Raw genomic sequence first — 19,392 nt, forward strand, 5'->3', positions numbered from 1 at the left:
AGTCATGCCGGGCCCGGAGGCCAGCGGCCCTCTTGCAGGACCGCGAAGAAGATAACGGGGGGGTACGGGGCGCGGGGGAGTCGACCGCCCGTCAGAGGCCGGGCGGGGGCGGCGCGGCGGTCCATGATCAATGTGCCATGCTTGGGACAGAACCCTTGCCGTACGGCAATACTTGTCGTTTGACAACGGCGGCACCCAGGCAAGAACCTGACCCCAGCGCCGTGGCAGGTCGAGTCGGGTGCGATCCGGTGGTGGCACTGACAGAAGGAATGGTGAACGTTGCACAGGCAGTCCCCCCGCGGCCGACGCCGGTCAAGCGGTCTCCGTCACACCGCCGGAACCCTCGGTCCGGGAAGGGAAACCGTTCGCGGCGCGCCGGAAGCCGATCAGGCCCTGGACGAGAGCCGCTCTGGCCGTTGGCGTCATGGATGCCATGACCTCCGCCAACATGGTCTCGCGCCGGGCCCGCAGGTCGGAAAGGTAGCTCGCTCCCTGGGCGGTCAGCCGCAACTGCAACTCGCGGCGACTGGCCGAACTGAGTGAGCGCTCGATGAAGCCCAGCGCCTGAAGCCGGTCGCACATACGGCTGATGGATGAAGGGGCCGATCCGAGTACCTCGCCCAGCGTTCTGAGATTGATGCCCTCGTGCTGATCCAATACGTACAGAACCTTCAGCTGCGACGATGAAACCGGCGCTGTCGCCACTTCGTCCCGGCTGCGACTGCACAGCAGTTCAAACAGATCAGCCACTTCCCGGGCTTCCCGTGCGGCAATCTCCCGGTCGGCGCCGGCGGACCCCTGAGAACGTGTGCCCTGCGATACGGCACTCGACAGTCCGGTCAGATGCTGCGGCATCAGAGTCCGTCCCCCTCCTTTGCTTCTCTCTCCCCGAACAGGCGGTAACCGACGGTGGGCAGATCCAGGGTCGAACGCGCATTGCGCCGAGCAGAGCCCCACGCTCTTCTCGAAGTGGTGCGAAAGGCGATCACCGAAGACTTCGCGGCGATCTCCGTCGACCTCCTCATGGCGGACTACGCGATGACCATACTGCAACCGCTCCAGGCGCTCTCTTACACCACCGGGCCGATTCCGGTGAACGGCAGCCCGTCCGGCCGTGCGTTCAGTTCCCAGCAGCCGTACGTCGAAACCGACGCGCACGCCGGCCACGTGACGGTGCACCTGCCCGTCAGTGTGCGCGGAGACCGCCTGGGAGTCCTTGCCGTACGCCTGCGGCTCGAACACTTCTCCTCGGAATCACCCCAAGAACTACAGGACATCGCCGAAATCCTCGGGCACGCCATCGTCGTCGCCGAACGGGACACCGACCTGTACCTCCAGGCCCGCCGCGCCAGCCGGCTCACGCTCGCCGCCGAGATGCAGTGGCAACTGCTGCCCGGCCGGTCCTGCGCCCGGCCCGAGTACGAGATCGGCGCGCAGCTCGAACCCGCCTACGGGATCTTCGGGGACAACTTCGACTGGTCCAGCACCGCCGATCACCTCACCCTGACCGTGACCAACGGCATGGGAGCGGGCATCGAGGCCGCCCTGCTCACCAACCTCGCCGTCAACGCCCTGCGCAATGCCCGCCGCGGCGGCCTGTCCCTAGCGGACCAGGCATATCTGGCCGACCAGGCCATTTACGGTCATTACCGGGGACGGGCCCATCTCTCCACCTTGCTGCTGCGTTTCGACCTCGCCACCGGCGAGACACAGATCATCGACGCGGGGTCCCCGAAAATGTGGCTCCTGCGGCAGGGAAAACCCGAAGAGATCGAATGCGAAGCGCAATTGCCGCTCGGAATGTTCGAAGACACCCACTACACCACACAGCATTTCCGGACCCAGCCCGGCGACCGGCTCCTCTTCATCAGCGACGGGGTCTACGACGTCGCCTCCGCGGCCGGGGAACGTTACAGCGAGAAGGCCCTGGCCCGTGCCATCCTTGGCACCCGGCTGCTCCCCCCTTCCCAGGTCCCCCGCGCCATCCTCCAGGAACTGGTCGGCCATCGCGCCCCTGCCGACGCCTCCGACGACGCCATGGTCGTGTGCCTCGACTGGCACGGCCGGCCGTGACGGACCGACGCCCCGCCGGGCCGGCGCCGGCCACGGGCTGTTGCCAGTCGGGGCAGGTACTCGGCGCGGAGCGAGGGGAAGCGTAGCCGTAGCCACTGGCGCCCGACGAGTCCGACGGCGGGCCGGAAGGAGCAGGGATGGACGATTTCGAGGTGGACCAGGTGGTCCAGCGGGCGCTGGACCGGCTGACCCTCCTGGCGGAGACCACCACCGCCATGACGAGCACGCTCGACCCCTATGCCGCGGTACGGCGGGTGTGCCGCATCCTCGTCCCCCAGTTGGCCGACTGGTGTGCGGTCGACCTGATCGAGGACGACGGCCGTCCGCGCCGGGTCAGCGTCGTCCACCGCGATCCCGGAACTCTGCCGGTCGGCGGACTGACCGGCCTGCTGCCGGACATCCCCGAGAAGCCCGTCGGCCCACTGTCACGCGTGCTCGGCGGGGCCGGCCCCCTGCTCCTGACCGCCGCCGACATCCCCGGACCCCACGAGGCCGCCGACCCGTTGCACGCGCGTCAGCTCGAACTGTTCGAGCAGCTCGGCACCCATACCGCCGTCGTGGCCCCGGTACGCGCACGCCGGCAGGTCCTCGGGGCCCTGACCATCGGCCGCTCCGCCGACCGCGCCCCGCTCACCCCCGACGACCTCGCCATGGTCGAGGACCTGACACACCGCGTCGCCCTCGGCGTGGACAACGCCCGGTTGCACCGCGAGACCCAGCACATCGCCGAGCGCCTCCAGCGCTCCCTGCTGCCCACCCTGCCCCAGACCGGCCCGCTGCGGCTGGCCGCCCGCTACGCACCCGCCGCCACCACCGCCGAAGTGGGCGGCGACTGGTACGACAGCTTCCGCCTGCCCAACGGCAGCACGACCATGATCATGGGTGACGTCACCGGACACGACCTGCGCGCCGCGATCACCATGAGCCAGCTGCGCAACATGCTGCGCGGCATCGGGTGCGACCGCCAGGAGCCACCGGGCCACATCCTGCGCCGCCTCGACCTCGCTCACCAGTCGCTCTACCCCCATGCCACCGCCACCTGCCTGTACGCCCTCCTCGACCAGGACGACGGCGGAGCCTGGGCGGTCACCTACTCCAGCGCGGGCCACCCGCCGGCGCTGCTCATCACCCACGAGGGCGACACCCGCTACCTCGAAGGCGGCCGTGGCCTGCTCCTCGGGGTCGACCCCCACAGCCCGCGCGGCCACGCCACCGAGACCCTGCCCGCCCGTTCCACCCTGCTGATGTACACCGACGGGCTGATCGAGCGCCGGGGCGAGGACCTCACCCATGGCATGACCCGGCTGCGACAGCACGCGGCGGCACTCGCGCGCGAACAACTCGACACCTTCTGCGACGAGTTGCTCACCGGCATGACCACCGACCACGCCGACGACATCGCCCTCCTCGCCGCGCGCGTCCCCGCCTCGTAGCGGGCGCGCCGCCAGGGGGCGGGCGCCGGCCACCCACGCGCGGCCGGGAACGGGGCGACCGACGTACCGTCACCCGGTCGGGTGCTACTCCTCGGCGCGCTGTCCCGCCCTCACCGGGACGACGGCGATGCCTGAGTCGCCGGTGAAGCACAGACCGATCGCCCCACCCCCGGCCCTCCGCACGCGGCGTGGGCCCGGCGCACCAGGCCACGCAGCCAGAGCGTCACCGGACTGGTGCCGCCCCCGGCGAAGGCGCGGAACTCCGCGCTGACGCGGGCGCGGCGGACGACCTCCCGCCCGCCCTCCACCGTGGGGAAGGCCCCGTCCGTCCCTTCCCGCCGGCGGCCGGGTCCCACCCCGCGTCAGGCGTGGGGAGGCGAGCCGGCCGCCGGGCGAGCCGGCCGCTGGCGCGCGGCCGGCGGCCGGTCGCCCGGTCAGGCGGTGTGGAGCCGGAGGCCGTAGCGCCCGAGGATCTCGTTGACGGGCTGGAACCACGTCTCACCGCCGGAGGAGCAGTTGCCCCACCCGCCGGAGGTGACGCCCTGGGCCTGGTCACCGCTGATGAAGGACCCACCCGAGTCGCCGCCCTCGGCGCACACACTGGTCTTGGTCATCTGGTGCACCGCGCCCTGGCTGTAGTTGACGGTCTCGTTCTTCGCCAGCACGGTGCCGCAGTGCCACCGCGTCGTCGAGCCCGACCGGCAGACGGAGGCGCCGACGGGCGCCTCGGCCGAACCGCGCACCAGGCGGTCCGGCACCGTGCCCCAGCCGAGCACCACCGGGACCGTCCACCAACCGCTGTGGATGCTCACGTACGCGTAGTCGTCACCGGGGAAGGAGGAACCCTGGAACGTCCCCATCGCGGACCCGTCCCAGCCGCGCACGGCGGCCCCGGCGCGACCGCAGTGGCCGGCGGTGACGAAGCCCCCGTGCACGGAGAAGCCGATGGAACAGCGGACGTTGCCGGTGTAGTACGGGTCGCCGCCGACGGTGCCCGCCGCGTACGTGACCGGGGCGCGTTCCGTCTCGGTGACCGTGACCGGCCCGGTCAGGCGGGCCCGTTCGAGGAAGGCCCGAACGGCGGGGCCGTCCCGGTCGGCGCGCACCACGGTGACGACGACGCGGTCGGCCCGGGGGTCGACGTGCCAGCCGGCCACCCCGGCGGGCGCGCGCAGGGCGTCGAGCCGGCTCTTGACGCGGTCGAGGAGGGCCGCGCCGTACCGCACGAGCCGGGTCTCCGCGCCGAGCGCCTTCACCTCCGCGGCCTTCGCGCGGTCGGTGAGGGCGACGACGAGGCGCCCCTTCGCCGGGTCGAACCAGGAGCCGCCGTACGCCGGTCCGGCGGCGCTCCGCGCCCGCTCGTCGACCGCCATCGCGGTGCGCTCGGCCAGCAGCCGCCGCTCGGCCTGTTGCCGGGTCAGCCCCAGGTCGAGGCGCATGCCGTCGATGAGGCCGGCCGCGGCCGGCCGGATGGTGTCCGGGGTCCCGGCGGCGGCCTGGGGACCGGTGCCGCTCAGGGCGGCGGTGAGGAGTAACGCCGCGGCGGCGGCACGCAGGACGGTCAGGCGTCTCATGATTCCTCCGATGGACGACGGGGGGGCCGGCGGTCGTCGGCCCAACAGTCGTGAGAGCGCTCTCAACGCCGCCAGGCTAGTCGGGTCGACTTGTCAGGTCCATACCATCGCGGGGGTGCGACCGCGCCAGTCGCCCTCCCGCGCACGCGTACGGTCCCGCCTCCGCCCCCGCTTCTGCGGTGCCCGTCGCCAGGGGCGTGTCCGAAAGTGTGCGTGGCGTGTCGTTTCCGCCGCTCGTCCGAGGGGCTGATCGCGACCAGGATGGTCAGGACGGATACCAGCTCACGACGGAGCAACTCGGGGGAGCACCCATGGAATCGAACAAGACGGTGGCGGTGTACGGCGCTTACGGACACACGGGACGCTTCGTGGTGGCGGAGCTGACGAGACGTGGATTCGTGCCGGTCCTGGTCGGCCGCGATGCGGGCAGGCTTAAGGACCTGGCGTACGAGACGGGGCTGAACGCCCGTCCGGCGCCGGTCGACGACCCACTGGCGCTCGACCGCGCGCTGGCCGGCGCGGCCGCCGTGATCAACTGCGCCGGTCCCTTCGCCACGACGGCCGCCCCGGTGATCGAGGCGGCCCTGCGGGCCGGGGTGCCGTACCTGGACGTGGCGGCCGAGATCGAGGCCAACGCCGACACCTTCGCGCGCTTCGCGGAGCGTGCGGCGGACGCGCGTGCGGTGATCGTCCCGGCGATGGCCTTCTTCGGCGGGTTCGGCGACCTGCTCGTCACGGCGGCCATGGGCGACTGGACCGGCGCCGACGAGGCGCACGTCGCGTACGGGTTGAGCCACTGGCACCCCACCGCCGGTACGCGCTCGGCGGGCGCGGTGTCCCGGCGGCGGCGGGGCGGCCGGCGCGTCCGCTACGCCAACGGGCGGCTGGAGCACCGCGACGACGCCGCGCCGACCCAGGACTGGGACTTCCCCGCGCCCATGGGCCCGCGCCCCGTGATCGCGGAGTTCACCATGGCCGACGTCGTGACCGTACCCAGCCACCTGCCGATCCCCGAAGTGCGCACCTACATGACCGTCGAGGCGGCCCGCGACGTCGTGGCCGAGGACGCGCCGGCGCCGGCCGCGGTCGACGAGCAGGGGCGATCGGCCCAGACCTTCCTGGTCGACGTCGTCGTGCGCTCCGGCGACGAGGAACGGCGTGCCGTGGCGCGGGGTCAGGACATCTACGCGGTCACCGCGCCTTTGGTGGTCGAAGCGGTCGACCGCGTCCTGTCGGGGCGGACCCGCGCGGTGGGGGTCGCCTCGGCGGGCAAGATCTTCGACGCGCCCGACTTCCTGCGCGCGCTGTCCCCGCACATCGCCCTGGAGCTGCGCTCGTAGCCGAGAGCCGGTGCCTCGGGGCCGGCCCGCCGGCGCGCCGGGCGGGTACCCGGCCCGGAGCGAAAGCCGCGACCGGCCCGGCGGCCCCGCCCGCCGGCACGCCCCCGCGGACCGGTCATCGCCCGGTCGAGGGCCCTGCGTGTCACAAGGGCACGGACTCGGCCAGCGGTGAGCCGATCGCTATGTGCCAGGAGGGCGAAGGGTCGAGGCGTGGCCCCTCGGCGGACGCGTCCGCGGCCGGGGCCGTGACCGCGGCCGGGGCCGGCGCGAGGACGGCGAAGGAGTCGTCGGTCGGTCGCGCGGGGTCCGTCATGCCGTCGGTGTCGCTCCACCGCTGGAGCACGGTGTGGAAGGCGGTCAGCGTCATCCGGCGGCCAGGTTCGGGTACAGGTGCGTCTCGCGGTCGAGGGCGATCGGCCACCTCCGCGGCCGGCTCCTCCCGCCACTGCGCCTGACGCTCCAGGAAGCGGGCGAGCAGGGCGGGGGTCCGCAGGACCGACTGCGCCACGCGCGAAGCCCGGTCGGCGTGGCCGGCGCAGGCGCCGATCCGTGCGGGCCCCCGGCCGGACATGCGCCGCCCGGTCGCCTCGGCCCGACCGTGAATTGGTATGGACATGTCCAATCAGCGGGTCTAGCCTCACACTTGGTCTAGACCGCAGCGGCCGTCGTCCACCGGATCATCCCTGCCCTGCCGCCCCCACCCCCTGTCGCTCCACCGGCAGCGCGTCGCGGGACCACGTCCGCTCCTCACCGGAACACCAGGACCTCGGGAGCGCACCATGCAGCGGAAGCTCACCTCGTTACTCGTCGGCCTCGGGCTGCTCGGCGGCACCTTCCTCGCCACCGCCGGCACCGCCCAGGGCCACGGCTACACCGACTCGCCCGTCAGCCGGCAGCAGTTGTGCGGCAACGGCACCGTCCGTGGCTGCGGCCAGATCCAGTGGGAGCCGCCCAGCGTGGAGGGGCCCAAGGGCTTCCCCACCCGCGGCCCGGCGGACGGACGCATCTGCGCGGGCGGCAACGGCCGCTTCTCCGAACTGGACGACCCGCGCGGCGGCGCATGGCCCGCCACCGCCCTGGCGGCGGGCTAGAACCACACCTTCGTCTGGCGGATCAGCGCACGCCACGCCACCACCGACTTCCGTTACTACGTCACCAAGGACGGCTGGGACCCCACCAAGCCGCTGACAAGGGCCGACCTCGATCCGCAGCCCTTCCTGACGGTGCCCTTCGGCGGCCGGCTCCCCGGATCCACGGTCAGCCACACCGGGGTGCTGCCGCACAAGACCGGTCGTCACCTCATCCTCGGCGTCTGGAACATCGCCGACACCGGCAACGCCTTCTACGCCTGCTCCGACGTGCGGTTCTGAGCCGGACCCCGCAGCGAACCGCAGACCGGACCCTGGAAGGGAGACACCCATGTTCGGATTCGGGCGCATCAGGCGGACACCGTCACCGAGGGCACCTCGGGCCGGCGGCGGCACACGCACCCTGCGGCCGGCGGCGGCCGGCCTCGCGGTCACCGCCCTCGCCCTCGGGCTGCTCGGCGCCGCCCCGGAGGCCCGGGCGACCGCCGAGGCTCCGCCCACCCGCTCCTCCGCCTCCGCCGCCACATGCGCGACCAAGCCGCGCCCCCAGGGCAAGGTGCTCCAGGGCTACTGGGAGAACTGGGACGGCGCCGCCAACGGCGTCCATCCGCCGTTCGGATGGACGCCGCTCACCGACACCCGCATCCGTGCCCACGGCTACAACGTGGTCACCGCGGCCTTCCCGGTCATCCGGTCCGACGGCACCGTGCTGTGGGAGGACGGCATGGACGCCACCGTGCGCGTGCCCACCCCGGCCGAGGTGTGCCAGGCCAAGGAGGCCGGACTGACCGTGCTGCTCTCCATCGGCGGAGCCACCGCCGGCATCGACCTCGGCTCGGCCGCCGTCGCCGACCGGTTCGTGCAGACCGTCGTCCCCATCCTCAAGGCGAACAACTTCGACGGCATCGACATCGACATCGAGACCGGCCTGGTCGGCAGCGGCGACATCAAGAGGCTCTCGCCGTCCCAGAGCAACCTGATCCGGATCATCGACGGCGTACTCGCCGCCATGCCGCCCGGCTTCGGTCTCACCATGGCTCCGGAGACGGCGTACGTGACCGGCGGCAGCGTGGTCTACGGCTCGATCTGGGGCGCCTACCTGCCGGTCGTCAAGAAGTACGCCGACAACGGCCGGCTGTGGTGGCTCAACATGCAGTACTACAACGGCAGCATGTACGGATGTTCCGGCGACTCCTACGAGGCGGGCACCGTGCGCGGCTTCACCTCCCAGACCGACTGCCTGGACCGGGGCCTCACCGTGCAGGGCACCACGATCAGGGTCCCCCTCGACAAGCAGGTCCCCGGACTGCCCGCCCAACCGGGCGCCGGGGGCGGCCACATGGCGCCCTCCCAGGTCGCGCAGGCATGGAACGCCTATGGCGGCAGGCTGAAGGGCCTGATGACCTGGTCGATCAACTGGGACGGCTCACGCGGCTGGACCTTCGGCGACAACGTCAGGGCACTCCAACAGCGCTGAACCCCCGCCGCCCGCCCGTGCTGAGGAGGACGGATGAACGGGACGCGGGACAGCGTGCGGCGGGGGAGGGGGCGTGGGTGCGTTCCCGGCCGCGCAACGGTGCACACGGTGCAGCGCGTACGTGTCACCGGGTCGGGGCGACCGCCACGTCGTCGCCGCTCGGCCAGCCGGACGTCAGGTGTAGACGACGCGTACCGTCCGGAAGCCCAGCGAGCGCAGCAGGCCCTCCAGCATGGTCGTCGTGTTCTTCTCCGCCCTCGCGATCAGCCCGCTCGCCCCGGCCGCCTCCTTGATGCGCTGGGCGGCAAGACGGTGCACGGCGCGCTCGTCGGCGGGGTTGTCGGAGAACAGGTCGCCGAGGCGATCCAGAAGGCCCCGCTGCTTGGACACGGCGTACGACCGCTCCGGGTCCAGCGCCGACGGGCCGAGCCGGGCGTGGGGGAGACGCAGCGTGGCGGAGGTGCGGTCCTCGTCCACGACCACGCTCTGCGGTCCGGCCCTTCCCAGGTCGACGTACGCCCCGACCGTGCCGGCAGCCACGTACAGCGTGCGGGTGCCGCGCAGGGCGTCCGGGAGGTACTTCGCGTCCTTCTCCAGGTCGACGACGATCTGGAAGGTGCCCACCGCACCCTCGTACCGGCTCATGTCCTGGATGGACTTCAGCAGCGCGGGCCCCGAATGGTCCTTCGTCTCCTCGCCGAGCAGGCCGCCGAGGCCGCGCGTCAAGCCGAGGCTCCCCGCCAGCACGAACAGGAGCACGAGCGAGACCAGTAGGGCCAGAACCGTGACCGGGCGGCTCCAGCGCGTGCGGCGGGGCGCCGGCGAGCGCCGGGGAGTTTCGTCGAGAGTCTCCACAAGCCGCTGGTGCCCGGACCGTGCATGAACACTCCCGGGAAACCTCCCGCGAACCGGCAGGTGTGCCGGCGGCGATGCGGGGCATATGGACGCGACCAGCCGTTCGGGAAGGACGTCACCGTGCTCGTACCCGCTGCGCGTGAGCTGAGAGAGGCCCTCGCGCGATTCGCCGATGTGCGCATCGCGCTGTCGTACCGCGAGGTCCCGGCCATGCGCCGAGAACTCGACCGGATCAGTCGCGAGCTGTGCGCCATGACCGGCGCCCGGACGATCGACGACGCTCTCGCGATCGCCGACACGATGCTCACCCGCCCACCGCGGCGGCGACCGGCGGAGGCGTCCGGGGCTACGGTGGACGTGGCGACCGCCGCTTGACCCGTGCCGTACCGCGTGCCGCGCTGGTTCCGGCCGACACGAAATGAGGAGGAGCGCAGGGTGAGTGGCGAACAGGACGCCTCGACGGGCGTCCACAGGGGCGCCGGCCCGACCGTGACCGAGCAGGTCGCCGACGTCCAGCTCCAGATGCTGTGCACCTTGGTGACCCGGAATCCCCGTACGAGCGTGCCGGTCACGCTCCACCTGCCCAGCGGCATCATCCACGGCGACCTGATCGCCCACGAGGCGTGGAAGGCCGAGTGGTCGCAGAGCCTGCGCCACATCGAGGGGCAAGGCGCGCACCTGCTCGCGCAGATGCCGGAGCTGGTCGACCAGACGATGGACGAGCTCTCGGGCGACCACGCGGCGCCCCTGCCCCGGTGGATCCATCTGCGAGAGGTCACGAGTGTCGCCGGCGGAACACCGGTGAGCGCGCCGCTGTGGCGGGGACGACTGGCGGACGTCCTGGGCTGGTCGCTCGGCAAACCGCCGTCGTAGGGGTACCTGGCCGGGAACCCCCAAGGTGACTGGGAGCCACTGATGAGCTCGGAACTGACCATTGTCCTCGTCGTCGCGGGCGTCGCGGTCGCGGCGACTCTCGTGACGGTCGTCCTCCTCCTGGTCAAGTTGGCAAGGGCCCGTCGCAGCCTGCGCTCGGCGGGCATCCCGCTGAAGAACAAGACGCTCATCTGGGGCGCCGTCATCTACGCGCTCTGCCCGGTGGACCTGCTGCCCGATCCCGTCCTCCTCGACGACATCGGCATGCTGCTGATCGCCCTCCGGTCGGTCAGGTCGGAACTCGCGCAACACGAGAAGGCACCGGCCCCTTCGCCCTCGCCCCACAGCACGGTGTGAACCACCCGGCGCGATGCCCGGGACGGGATGCCTGCCGGACACCGGGAGCGACCACCCGGCGGTCAGCGACGCGGCACCCCGCGCTGGAGCGGTACGCGATATGTACGGCTCATCAACGCCCTTCGTACGCTTCGCGGGGTAGAGTGCGGGCGCGGAGGTGATCCATGTCCGAGTTGTTCGAGGCGGTCGACGCGCTGGTCGCGTCCCGTTCCCCGCTGCCGCCGGCGGAGGAGCGAAGGCGTCTGCGCAAGGCACACGGTCTGACGATCGACGAGGTGGCCGGCGCGCTGAAGGTGCGACGGGCCACGGTCAGCGGCTGGGAGTCCGGGAAGACGGAGCCGCGACCGCCCGAGCGCGACGCGTACGCGCGTCTCCTCGAAGGGCTCGCCAAGCTCTACCCCGCCCCCGCCCCCGCCCCCACCCCTGCCCCTTCCGGCGCCGCCGTCCAGGACGAGGGCGTGTCGGAGCCCGAGGCGCTCACCGGTCCGGTCGTCCCGGTGCCGGAGGCGCGGCCTGCGACCCCGGAGCGGGTCCCCGAGGCCCCCGCCGTGGTTGCCGTAGGGAAGGCGCAGCCCGGTTCCGCCGCTGCTCCCGCCCCGGCCGCCGCGCCGCGCCCGGCGAACACGACCGGGCCGGCCACGACCAGGCCGGCCGCGACCCGGCAGGTCTCGCCAAGGCCGGCCTCGACCCCGCGCCGCCCGGGCGGCGCGAAGAAGGCCGCAGCCTCCGCCCCCGTCGCCGCGGCCCCCGCCGCCGCTCCGGCGCGCGGCGCCGACCCGCGGTTCGCCAACGGGCCACTGGCGGTCGTCGACGTCGGCCCCGACGGCCGGGTGCTGGCGTACTGCACCGGCGGCCTGGTCCTGGACGTGCCCGCCGGATCGCTCCCCGCCCTGGTGGACTGGACGCTCAGGGAGGCCGGGCTCGGGCAGCCCAGGCTCTCCGGGCCGGGCAAGGACGCCGACCCGCTGCTCGTGCTCACCGAGGCCGCGCTGGAGCGCTACGGACTGCCGGTCACCCTGACGGACGAGGAACGGCTCGCCGGGCGGCTGCCGGAGGGGCACAAGGTCGTCAAGCAACTCGCGCGCGCGGAATGGCAGCTCACCAAGCGGGGGTTCGGGCCGTGGGCGCGGATCTACCGCCCCGCGACCGGCTCGGAGCGGGCCTGCGTACAACTGTGCATCCCGTCCTGGAACGCGCTGGACTCCCGCCACTGGGGCCACGCCGCGCAGCTTCCGCCCGCCGAACTCGCCCGCGTCCTGGGCGTGTACGCGTCCCGGGTGATGACCCCGCGCGGCTCCACGGCCGTCACCGGCCTGGAGCTGATGACCGCGCTGCACCCGCCGACCCGCGCCTCCGAGCCCGACCGGACCGGGAAGCGGCACTCCGAGCACAACCCCGGCTCCCTGGGCAAGGAACCGGTGGACTGCGCGCCGTGCGAGGCGCCCGACGGGCACCCGCTCCTCAAGGCGCTGCCGCGCTTCCATGTCCGGGGCCCGGCGGAGAAGGTGTTCGAAGAGGCATACGACTGGGCTCGGCCGATGACGGACGCCGAGTGCACCCTGCGGCACCTGGTCGGCATCGACGTCAACATGGCCTTCGCCGCCGGCGCCAACGGCCTTGTCGTCGGCCTCGGCGCGCCCACCCACGTCAGCAACCCGGCGTTCGACCCCAAGCTGCCCGGCTCCTGGCTGGTGGACCTGTCCCATGTCGACCTGTCCCGCGTGAAGGTCGGCAAGGAGTGGGCGGAGCTGGACGCCAGCCTGCTGCCCAGCCCGTTCACGCCGAAGGGGGAGCGCCCCGAGGGTCCGGCCTGGTACGCCACTCCGACCGTCGCGTACGCGGTGGAACTGGGCTACGACGTCGCGCCGGTCGAGGCGTACGTCCGCTACGACAACGGCCGCTACCTGGACGCCTGGTACAACCGGCTGCGCGACGCCTACCTCGCCACGATGGCGGACCTCGGTGTTCACGCGGACATGGCGCCGGCGGACTTCCTGGCGGCGATGGACGGGTGCAAGGAGCGTGACCCGGACCTGGCGATCGTCGTCGCGGCGATCAAGGCGACGGTCAAGGGCGGCCTGGGCAAGCTGCGCGAGCGGCCCCGGGGCGAGGGCTGGCGGCCGGGTGAGGCGTGGCGGGCGCTGTCCCGCCCCACGTGGCGGCCGGACATCCGGGCGGCGGTCATCTCCCGTACCCGGGTGAACCTGCACCGTAAGATCGTCAAGCACGCGGCGTTCACCGGGCAGTACCCGGTCGCGGTCCTCTCCGACTGCGTCGTCTACGCGGCCGGCGGGCCCTCCCCGCTGGACTTCCTGCCGTACCGGGAGGGCAAGCCGCTGCCCGGCGGCTTCAGGCTCGGCGTCAACCCTGGCCTGGTCAAGCACGAAGGGACCCAGAGCGTCCTGTGGGGCGAGGAGGTCCGTGAGCGGTTCGACGCCCCCGAGCTCAACCTCGCCCGGTACATCAAGGACGGCACCGTCACCGACGCCGACAACGGCGAGTAGGAGCAGGCGACGATGAGCATGTTCGCCGACGGCCTGGAGGCCGCCGTGGAGAAGGCGTTCACCCGCCCGACGCCGAAGTCGGCGGGCGCGCAGATGCGGTACCTGGTCAAGCAGCTCAAGAGCACCAGGGCCGTCGCCCAGATGCTGCGCATCTCCCAGCGGACCGTCGAGCGGTACGTGAGGAACCAGATCAAAAAGCCGCGCCCGGACCTCGCCGAGCGGCTGGAGCGCGAGGTGAGGAAGCGGTGGCAGCCGCAGATCCGGGCGAGGGCCAAGGAGAGGGCGGCGACCACCGGCGGCATCATCATCGACACCCGTGCCCGCCTCGGCTACAGCGCCCCGATCGGCTCGACGGACGAGTCCCGCATCCGGCACCTGACCGTCGCCCTCCCCCCGCAGTACGCCGCCCGCCTCTTCGACGCCCAGGACGCCGGCGCGGGCGAGCAGCAGCTGCGGCGGATCGCCGCCGACGCGCTCCACGACGTGTACTTCCAGGACAGCGGCCGCCGTGCCGGCTCCCTGGAAGAAGTCCGCTTCACGGACGTCGAACACCTGGAGTTCGACCTCTAGAGTCCGGAGCCCCCGGGGAGGGTGTCCGGCGGATCACCGCCCGCGGCACGTGAGGCCGGGCAGTGATCCACCGGGTGCGACTGGGAACGGGGTGTCGGACCATGGAGAACTTGGCGACGTACTCGTCGAAGGGCTCGATGCCGGCTTCCGCACGGAGTTCGTCCATGTGCTCGGGCTCTTCACAGGGCCACGGAACCGGCGCCCCGTCCTTCACCCCGGCGTGCTGGCCGGACTTGGGTGGATGCGGTGCAGCCCCGGGTCCACTCCTCGTTCGTGAGACCTTCCCGCCCCATGAACACGCCGACGCACCAGAACGCAAGACGTCACATGATCCGCCGGCAGGCTCTGAGCGGGTACTGCTCGCTTCGTGCCCCCGGACGATCGGATCCCCGCATACTGACGACCATGACGTCAACGAACCCGCCCGAGCCGAAGCGCGCGTCCTTGACGGTGGCCGGGCGTCGCCTGTCCTTCCTCGACTTCGGCGGTCCAGGCCGTCCTCTTCTCGCCCTGCACGGGCACTTCGGAGAAGGCCGTACCTTCGCGCGCCTGGCCCGGGAGCTGGGTGACTCCTGGCGGATCGTCGCGCTCGACCAGCGTGGACACGGCCTCTCCGACAGGTCCTCCGATGTCTCCCGCACCGGCTACGTCGAGGACGCCGCGGCAGTGCTGGACCATCTGGGGATCCACAGAGCAGCCGTACTCGGCCACTCCCTGGGCGGCGTCAACGCCTACCAGCTCGCCGCCTGGTTTCCCGGACTTGTGGACGCACTCGTCATCGAGGACATCGGCGCCGAGGTCGATGACGACCTGTCCTTCAGCCTGTCCTGGCCGCACCGGGCACCGACCCGGGCCGAGCTGTTGGAAGGACTCGGCGCCTCGGCGAGCTACCTCACGGACGCCGTTCGTGAGTACCCCGATGGATGGGGGCTCTCCTTCGACCCGAAGGATATGAACGCCTCGCAGCAGCAGCTCAACGGGAACCACTGGAACGACTGGCTCGCCGGCGACTGCCCGGCACTGCTTGTGCGCGGCAGCCGGAGCACGGTGCTCAGCGCGGAGCATGCGAGGGATATGGCCGCGCGGCGCCCCCGTACCCGGCTCATTGAACTCCGCGCCGGACATACCGTCCATGAAACCGTCCCGGGGGAGTTCGCCGAAGCTGTCAGCGGGTTCCTCGATTCGCTGTGAACTTACCCTGATGCGAACGCAGCCGCGGGTTCGCTGCCCGGGCGGACCGCCGAGGTCCACCCGCCGGCGGGTCGCTCCAGCGGCTTGCCATGGCAGGAGGCTGCCGGGTGAGCCGTTCGCTCAGTCGGTGCCGGTCCCGGGCCTGGTGCCGGGCCTGGTCAGGTCCGTGCGACTCGGCTGTTGCGGGGCGTCGATCTCCGGCCCGTCCCGGACGTCGAACAGCTGGTCGAGGCCGACGGTCCGGAGGACGCGGGTGACGTTGTGGGTCACGCTGCGGAGGATCATGCGGGCTTGGGCGATCTCGGCCTGCCTGTGCGCTGCGATGAGGACGGAGATGCCGCTGGAGTCGCAGAACGTCAGCCCGCGCAGGTCGAGTACAAGGGTTTCCCCCGGTCGGAGGTCGATGGCGCGGATGGCCTCGCGAAGCCGTACGGCGCTGTGGTAGTCGAGGTCTCCGGCGATTTCGGTGATGGGGCCGGTCGGGGTGGTCCGGGTGGTGGTGCTCAGATCTGTCACGTCAGTTCTTCAGGGGGATCCGGCGGGGGCAATGCCGAGGGCGAGGATGGCTGTGTCGTCGTCGAGGCCGTCGCCGAAGCTCTGGAGGAGGGTGGTCAGCGCCCCCACGGTCTTGTCGGCGGTCGCGGGGGCGAGATCGGTGGCGTAGTCCAGCAGTGCTTCGTCACCGTAGCGGGTGCCGTCGGGGCCGATGCGGGCTTCGGTCAGGCCGTCGGTGTACAGGACCACGGTGTCGCCCGGCGCGAGTTCACAAGTGGCGGCCGAGAAGCGGGCGTTGGGCAGGATGCCCACGAGTAGGCCCCCTGGTGTCGGCAGGTACTCGGCTGTGCCGTCGGCGTGCATCAGCACGGCCGGCGGGTGGCCGCCGCTGGCCAGGCGGACGGTGAAGCCCGCATCGCTCGGGGTCAGCGTGCCGAAGATGGCGGTGCAGTAGCGGGGGTCGCCCCCGATGTAGTGCTGGTGCAGCACGGTGTTCAGCGTGCTGAGGACGGTGACCGGGTCGGGGTCGTGGATGGCGGCGGCGCGCAGGGTGTAGCGCGTCAGGGAGGTCACCGCCGCCGCTTCGGGGCCCTTGCCGCAGACATCGCCGAGGAAGAAGCACCAGCGCCCGCCGCCGATGGGGAACAGGTCGTAGAAGTCGCCGCCCACCTGGTCCACGGAGGCGGTGTGGTAGTAGGCGGCTGCCTCCAGCCCTTCGGGCTGCGGCAGGGTGGGGGGCACCAGGCTGCGCTGCAGCACGGCGAGCACGCCCTGAAGGCGATTCCTGTCACGTTCGGCCTGCTGCCGTGCCTCTACCTCGGCCTTACGGGACAGCTCCGCCTCTCGGCGCGCCTCTTCGGCTTCCCGCCGGCGGCGCAGCAGTTCCGCCTCATAGGCCCTGCGGTCGCGGGCGTCGGTGACGGTCGTGCGGATGAGCTGGGGTGTTCCGTCGCTGCCGACCTTCACCTTGGACGAGATGAGCACCGGCAGACGGGTCCCGTCGGCGGCCTTGAGCTCGAGGGCGATGCCGTTGACTTCGCCCTGCATGCGCAGCAGGGGGGCGAAGTGCGTCTCGTGGTAGAGCTTGCCACCGATGGTGAGCAGGTCGGAGAAGCTCATCTTGCCGATGACGTGTTCGCGTGTGTACCCGAGCCATCCGAGCAGGGTGGCGTTCACCTTGGCGATCTTCCCGTCCAGCAAGGTCGACAGGTAGCCGCAAGGTGCCTCTTCGTACAGCTCTTCCACGTCGTCCTCCAGCAGCGCGCTGAACACTGCGTCGGACGCCGTGTCGCCCGGTGATCGGTCCCCGCGCCGCGGTGGGGGGCCCTGGTGGGCGTGGGGCGGCGGGTCCTGGCCCGTGCGGCACATCACCGCTGGGCCAGGAAGCCGATGACGGCTTCTGTGGTGGCCTCGGGTGCGCTCAGCTGCGGGCAGTGGCCCGTGGCGTCGAGGGTCACCAGTCGGCTCCCCGGGATGGCGGCGTGCACGTACGCCCCCACCTCGCGCGGTGCGATGACGTCCTCGGTGCAGTCCAGGACGAGCGTGGGGACGGTGACCGAGGCCAGGTCGCGCCGGCTGTCGGACAGGAACGTGGCGCGGGCGAAGACCTGGGCGATGTCCGGGTCCGTACGGCAGAAGCTGTTGGTCAGTTCCTCGCCCAGCTCCGGCCTGTCGGCATTACCCATGATCACCGGCGCCATCTGCGCCGACCAGCCCAGATAGTTGGAGTCGAGCGACTCCAGGAGTTCCTCGATGTCCGCTGCGCTGAAGCCGCCCCGGTAGTCGCCGTCGTCGATGTAGCGGGGTGAGGGCACCAGCAGGACCAGCTTGGCGAAACGCTCGGGCTCCTGGGCTGCCGCGAGGACGCCCGTCATGGCACTCACCGAGTGACCGACGAACGCGACATCCCGCAGATCCAGCTCCCGGCAGATGTCCAGGACGTCCTGGGCGTAGCCGTCCAGGGAGCCGTAGCGCTCGGGGCTCCACGCGGACACATCGGATGCACCGGATCCCACGTAGTCGAACAGGACGACGCGGAAGCGCGAGGCCAGAGCCGGTACCATCAGCCGCCACATGTTCTGATCGCATCCGAACCCATGCGCCAGCATCACCACGGGACCATCAGCCTTGCCGGTGATCGTCACATTGTTCCTACTCGCTACATCCATGCCGTTCATCGTGTCACCCGTTCGGCTCCATGAACGAACCCGCGCGAGTGGATGAGCGGAACTTCACAGGTCATTCACCGTGAACCGCTCGGCTTGCAGGGAGCCGCCCCGACGGCGCCAGGGCCGCAGGAACTGCACCGGATCGGCGAGCGAGTGCCGGCCCCAGAGGTGGCTGCCCAACGGCTACAAGTGCGTTCCGCGCCGGCGACCCGTACCGCCCCACCGCACGATCCGGGGATGGTGCGGTAGTCGCGCATGCTGTCTCTCTCCCCGCATACGGGGCGACCGCCGCCGTTGCGGTCGCCGAACTCGCTCTTCACGGCCTGATCGGCTTCGACCGGCCGACTCACGCGAACCTGGACGACACGTTTCGTCTCGTCAGTGTGCTGGTTGCCGTTGTCCTGCCGTCGGCCAGGACGGCTGCCAGTCCGCTGAGGCTCCGCGTGCAGAGATCCGCCCTGCGCTACCCACCGCCGACCCCGAGGCGATGTGCTCGGGCCGGGGGTCGCCCCCGCGCACGCGGGGATAGACCGATGGAGCGCGACCCGGAGCAGGACAACGACGCGAAAGCAGCGCACGGCGCTGGCAGCGGCGGGGCGCCCATCTGCCGTCGTGACCGACCGGCCCGGCGACGGAGCCGGGACACAGCAGGCGCACGACGACAGCGCGGAGGCCGGACGCCGGCGCGCCGGCTGATCTGCGGCGGCTCTGAAAGGGTCGTGGTGTCAGTCCTCGAATTCGAATTCCGGGACAAGGGTGACATCACTGCCCGTCCGCACCCGGTAGAGGATCCGGAGGCCTTCCGGCCCGAGTGCGCGAATCGTGCCCCAGGGAATGGTCTGGGCGGTCTTGAGGCCGGTGAAGTTGGGGTTGTCCTCGATGAGGTCGAGATTGACACCGTTCTTCCGGCGGCTGAGCGTCAGGGTGTCGCGAGGTTCACGGATCTCGACGCTGCACTGCTTTGCCACGGACAGGTGCAGTTGCACGATTCCGCTCCTGTCGATGGTGGCGCTCTTGTCCCGGACAGCCATGTTGGCACCTCACCTCGTGTATGGCTCGTCACCTGAAGGCGTGACAAGGTTCCCGCAGTACCGTAGAGGGCGCGTCGCGCAAGCCGATCATGGATCGCCGATGAAGGACCAAGGTCCCCCGTCCGCCCATGTTTCTGCCTGGCAGCACGGTCATGGGCCGGGAACCGGGAACGATACGGACCGTGGGGGGACGCCTGTCCCTCGTCGGCCCCCTTCTCAGGACTCGGGAAGGCCGCTGGCCGGCTGATGGCCGGCCCGGCCCGGCCATCCGGGGGCGGCCACCTCACCGGCGCCGCCGGGACGCCGAGCGCGACACCGCTCGCGATTCGCGGACCGGGGCGGGAACCGTTCCGCCCCGTCCTG

General features: G+C 71.6%; 18 protein-coding genes and 2 pseudogenes. 11 read left to right on the top strand and 9 right to left on the bottom strand.

Features of this window, described 5'->3' with window-relative positions; genetic code table 11:
- Nucleotides 1-312 precede the first annotated feature (312 nt).
- Nucleotides 313-855, bottom strand: coding sequence for a MarR family transcriptional regulator (locus IE109_RS30600; RefSeq protein ID WP_189554625.1), 543 nt, complete (start codon nucleotides 853-855; stop codon nucleotides 313-315).
- A 117-nt stretch (nucleotides 856-972) separates the two neighbouring features.
- Here IE109_RS30600 and IE109_RS30605 point away from each other — a divergent pair, with 117 nt between their 5' ends.
- Together IE109_RS30605 and IE109_RS30610 are read left to right on the top strand one after the other, a co-directional pair.
- Nucleotides 973-2,073, top strand: a complete 1,101-nt coding sequence (locus IE109_RS30605; RefSeq protein ID WP_229891753.1) for a PP2C family protein-serine/threonine phosphatase — start codon at nucleotides 973-975, stop codon at nucleotides 2,071-2,073.
- A gap of 137 nt (nucleotides 2,074-2,210) precedes the next feature.
- Nucleotides 2,211-3,506 (top strand): PP2C family protein-serine/threonine phosphatase, encoded by a 1,296-nt coding sequence (locus tag IE109_RS30610; RefSeq protein WP_189554627.1) that lies wholly within the window; start codon nucleotides 2,211-2,213, stop codon nucleotides 3,504-3,506.
- A gap of 434 nt (nucleotides 3,507-3,940) precedes the next feature.
- On the opposite strand, the gene IE109_RS30615 is transcribed toward IE109_RS30610, so the two are convergent.
- Nucleotides 3,941-5,080: a S1 family peptidase gene (locus IE109_RS30615; protein ID WP_189554628.1), complete on the bottom strand. Its 1,140-nt coding sequence runs from the start codon at nucleotides 5,078-5,080 to the stop codon at nucleotides 3,941-3,943.
- A gap of 311 nt (nucleotides 5,081-5,391) precedes the next feature.
- On the opposite strand from IE109_RS30615, the gene IE109_RS30620 reads away from it, so the two are divergent.
- A complete protein-coding gene (locus IE109_RS30620; protein WP_189554629.1) occupies nucleotides 5,392-6,420 on the top strand; it encodes a saccharopine dehydrogenase family protein in 1,029 nt (342 codons plus the stop codon).
- Nucleotides 6,421-6,562: 142 nt separating this feature from the next.
- Here the strand turns inward: IE109_RS30620 and IE109_RS30625 are convergent, their stop codons facing one another.
- Nucleotides 6,563-6,787, bottom strand: a complete 225-nt coding sequence (locus tag IE109_RS30625; protein WP_189554630.1) for a hypothetical protein — start codon at nucleotides 6,785-6,787, stop codon at nucleotides 6,563-6,565.
- Nucleotides 6,788-7,199: 412 nt separating this feature from the next.
- Here IE109_RS30625 and IE109_RS30630 point away from each other — a divergent pair.
- Nucleotides 7,200-7,790: pseudogene (locus tag IE109_RS30630) on the top strand (lytic polysaccharide monooxygenase auxiliary activity family 9 protein).
- Nucleotides 7,791-7,839: 49 nt separating this feature from the next.
- Nucleotides 7,840-8,985: a chitinase gene (locus IE109_RS30635; RefSeq protein WP_189554631.1), complete on the top strand. Its 1,146-nt coding sequence runs from the start codon at nucleotides 7,840-7,842 to the stop codon at nucleotides 8,983-8,985.
- A 174-nt stretch (nucleotides 8,986-9,159) separates the two neighbouring features.
- Here IE109_RS30635 and IE109_RS30640 read toward each other — a convergent pair whose 3' ends face one another.
- Nucleotides 9,160-9,840: a DUF4230 domain-containing protein gene (locus IE109_RS30640; RefSeq protein ID WP_189554632.1), complete on the bottom strand. Its 681-nt coding sequence runs from the start codon at nucleotides 9,838-9,840 to the stop codon at nucleotides 9,160-9,162.
- A gap of 120 nt (nucleotides 9,841-9,960) precedes the next feature.
- Here IE109_RS30640 and IE109_RS30645 point away from each other — a divergent pair, with 120 nt between their 5' ends.
- From IE109_RS30645 to tpg, 5 genes are all read left to right on the top strand, one after another.
- The gene (locus IE109_RS30645) at nucleotides 9,961-10,215 is read left to right on the top strand and encodes a DUF5133 domain-containing protein (RefSeq protein WP_189554633.1); all 255 of its coding nucleotides are present in this window, start codon (nucleotides 9,961-9,963) and stop codon (nucleotides 10,213-10,215) included.
- 60 nt (nucleotides 10,216-10,275) lie between these two features.
- Nucleotides 10,276-10,713 carry a GvpU-like protein gene (locus IE109_RS30650; RefSeq protein WP_229891755.1) on the top strand — a complete coding sequence of 146 codons (438 nt, stop codon included), beginning with the start codon at nucleotides 10,276-10,278 and terminating at the stop codon, nucleotides 10,711-10,713.
- A gap of 42 nt (nucleotides 10,714-10,755) precedes the next feature.
- Complete coding sequence (locus IE109_RS30655) at nucleotides 10,756-11,070, top strand: YkvA family protein (RefSeq protein WP_189554634.1); 315 nt, start codon at nucleotides 10,756-10,758, stop codon at nucleotides 11,068-11,070.
- A gap of 164 nt (nucleotides 11,071-11,234) precedes the next feature.
- Entirely contained in the window at nucleotides 11,235-13,574 is a 2,340-nt protein-coding gene (gene tap, locus IE109_RS30660; RefSeq protein ID WP_189554635.1) for a telomere-associated protein Tap, read from the top strand.
- A gap of 12 nt (nucleotides 13,575-13,586) precedes the next feature.
- Complete coding sequence (gene tpg, locus IE109_RS30665) at nucleotides 13,587-14,144, top strand: telomere-protecting terminal protein Tpg (protein WP_189554636.1); 558 nt, start codon at nucleotides 13,587-13,589, stop codon at nucleotides 14,142-14,144.
- Between the two features lie 100 nt (nucleotides 14,145-14,244).
- Here the strand turns inward: tpg and IE109_RS34215 are convergent.
- Nucleotides 14,245-14,370 (bottom strand): annotated as a pseudogene (locus tag IE109_RS34215) (DUF6624 domain-containing protein); the annotation flags it as partial.
- A gap of 179 nt (nucleotides 14,371-14,549) precedes the next feature.
- Between IE109_RS34215 and IE109_RS30670 the strand changes: the two are divergent.
- Nucleotides 14,550-15,335: an alpha/beta fold hydrolase gene (locus IE109_RS30670; RefSeq protein ID WP_189554637.1), complete on the top strand. Its 786-nt coding sequence runs from the start codon at nucleotides 14,550-14,552 to the stop codon at nucleotides 15,333-15,335.
- Between the two features lie 120 nt (nucleotides 15,336-15,455).
- Here IE109_RS30670 and IE109_RS30675 read toward each other — a convergent pair whose 3' ends face one another.
- From IE109_RS30675 to IE109_RS30690, 4 genes are all read right to left on the bottom strand, one after another.
- Nucleotides 15,456-15,851, bottom strand: a complete 396-nt coding sequence (locus tag IE109_RS30675) for an STAS domain-containing protein (RefSeq protein WP_189554638.1) — start codon at nucleotides 15,849-15,851, stop codon at nucleotides 15,456-15,458.
- Between the two features lie 9 nt (nucleotides 15,852-15,860).
- Entirely contained in the window at nucleotides 15,861-17,198 is a 1,338-nt protein-coding gene (locus tag IE109_RS30680) for a SpoIIE family protein phosphatase (protein WP_189554639.1), read from the bottom strand.
- Complete coding sequence (locus IE109_RS30685; RefSeq protein WP_189554640.1) at nucleotides 17,198-17,998, bottom strand: alpha/beta fold hydrolase; 801 nt, start codon at nucleotides 17,996-17,998, stop codon at nucleotides 17,198-17,200. Before IE109_RS30685 ends, IE109_RS30680 begins: the two co-directional genes overlap by 1 nt.
- Nucleotides 17,999-18,723: 725 nt before the next feature.
- Complete coding sequence (locus IE109_RS30690; protein WP_189554641.1) at nucleotides 18,724-19,029, bottom strand: hypothetical protein; 306 nt, start codon at nucleotides 19,027-19,029, stop codon at nucleotides 18,724-18,726.
- Nucleotides 19,030-19,392: the final 363 nt, after the last annotated feature.

This window comes from Streptomyces lavendofoliae, assembly GCF_014649735.1.
GTDB classification, from domain to species: Bacteria; Actinomycetota; Actinomycetes; order Streptomycetales; family Streptomycetaceae; genus Streptomyces; species Streptomyces lavendofoliae.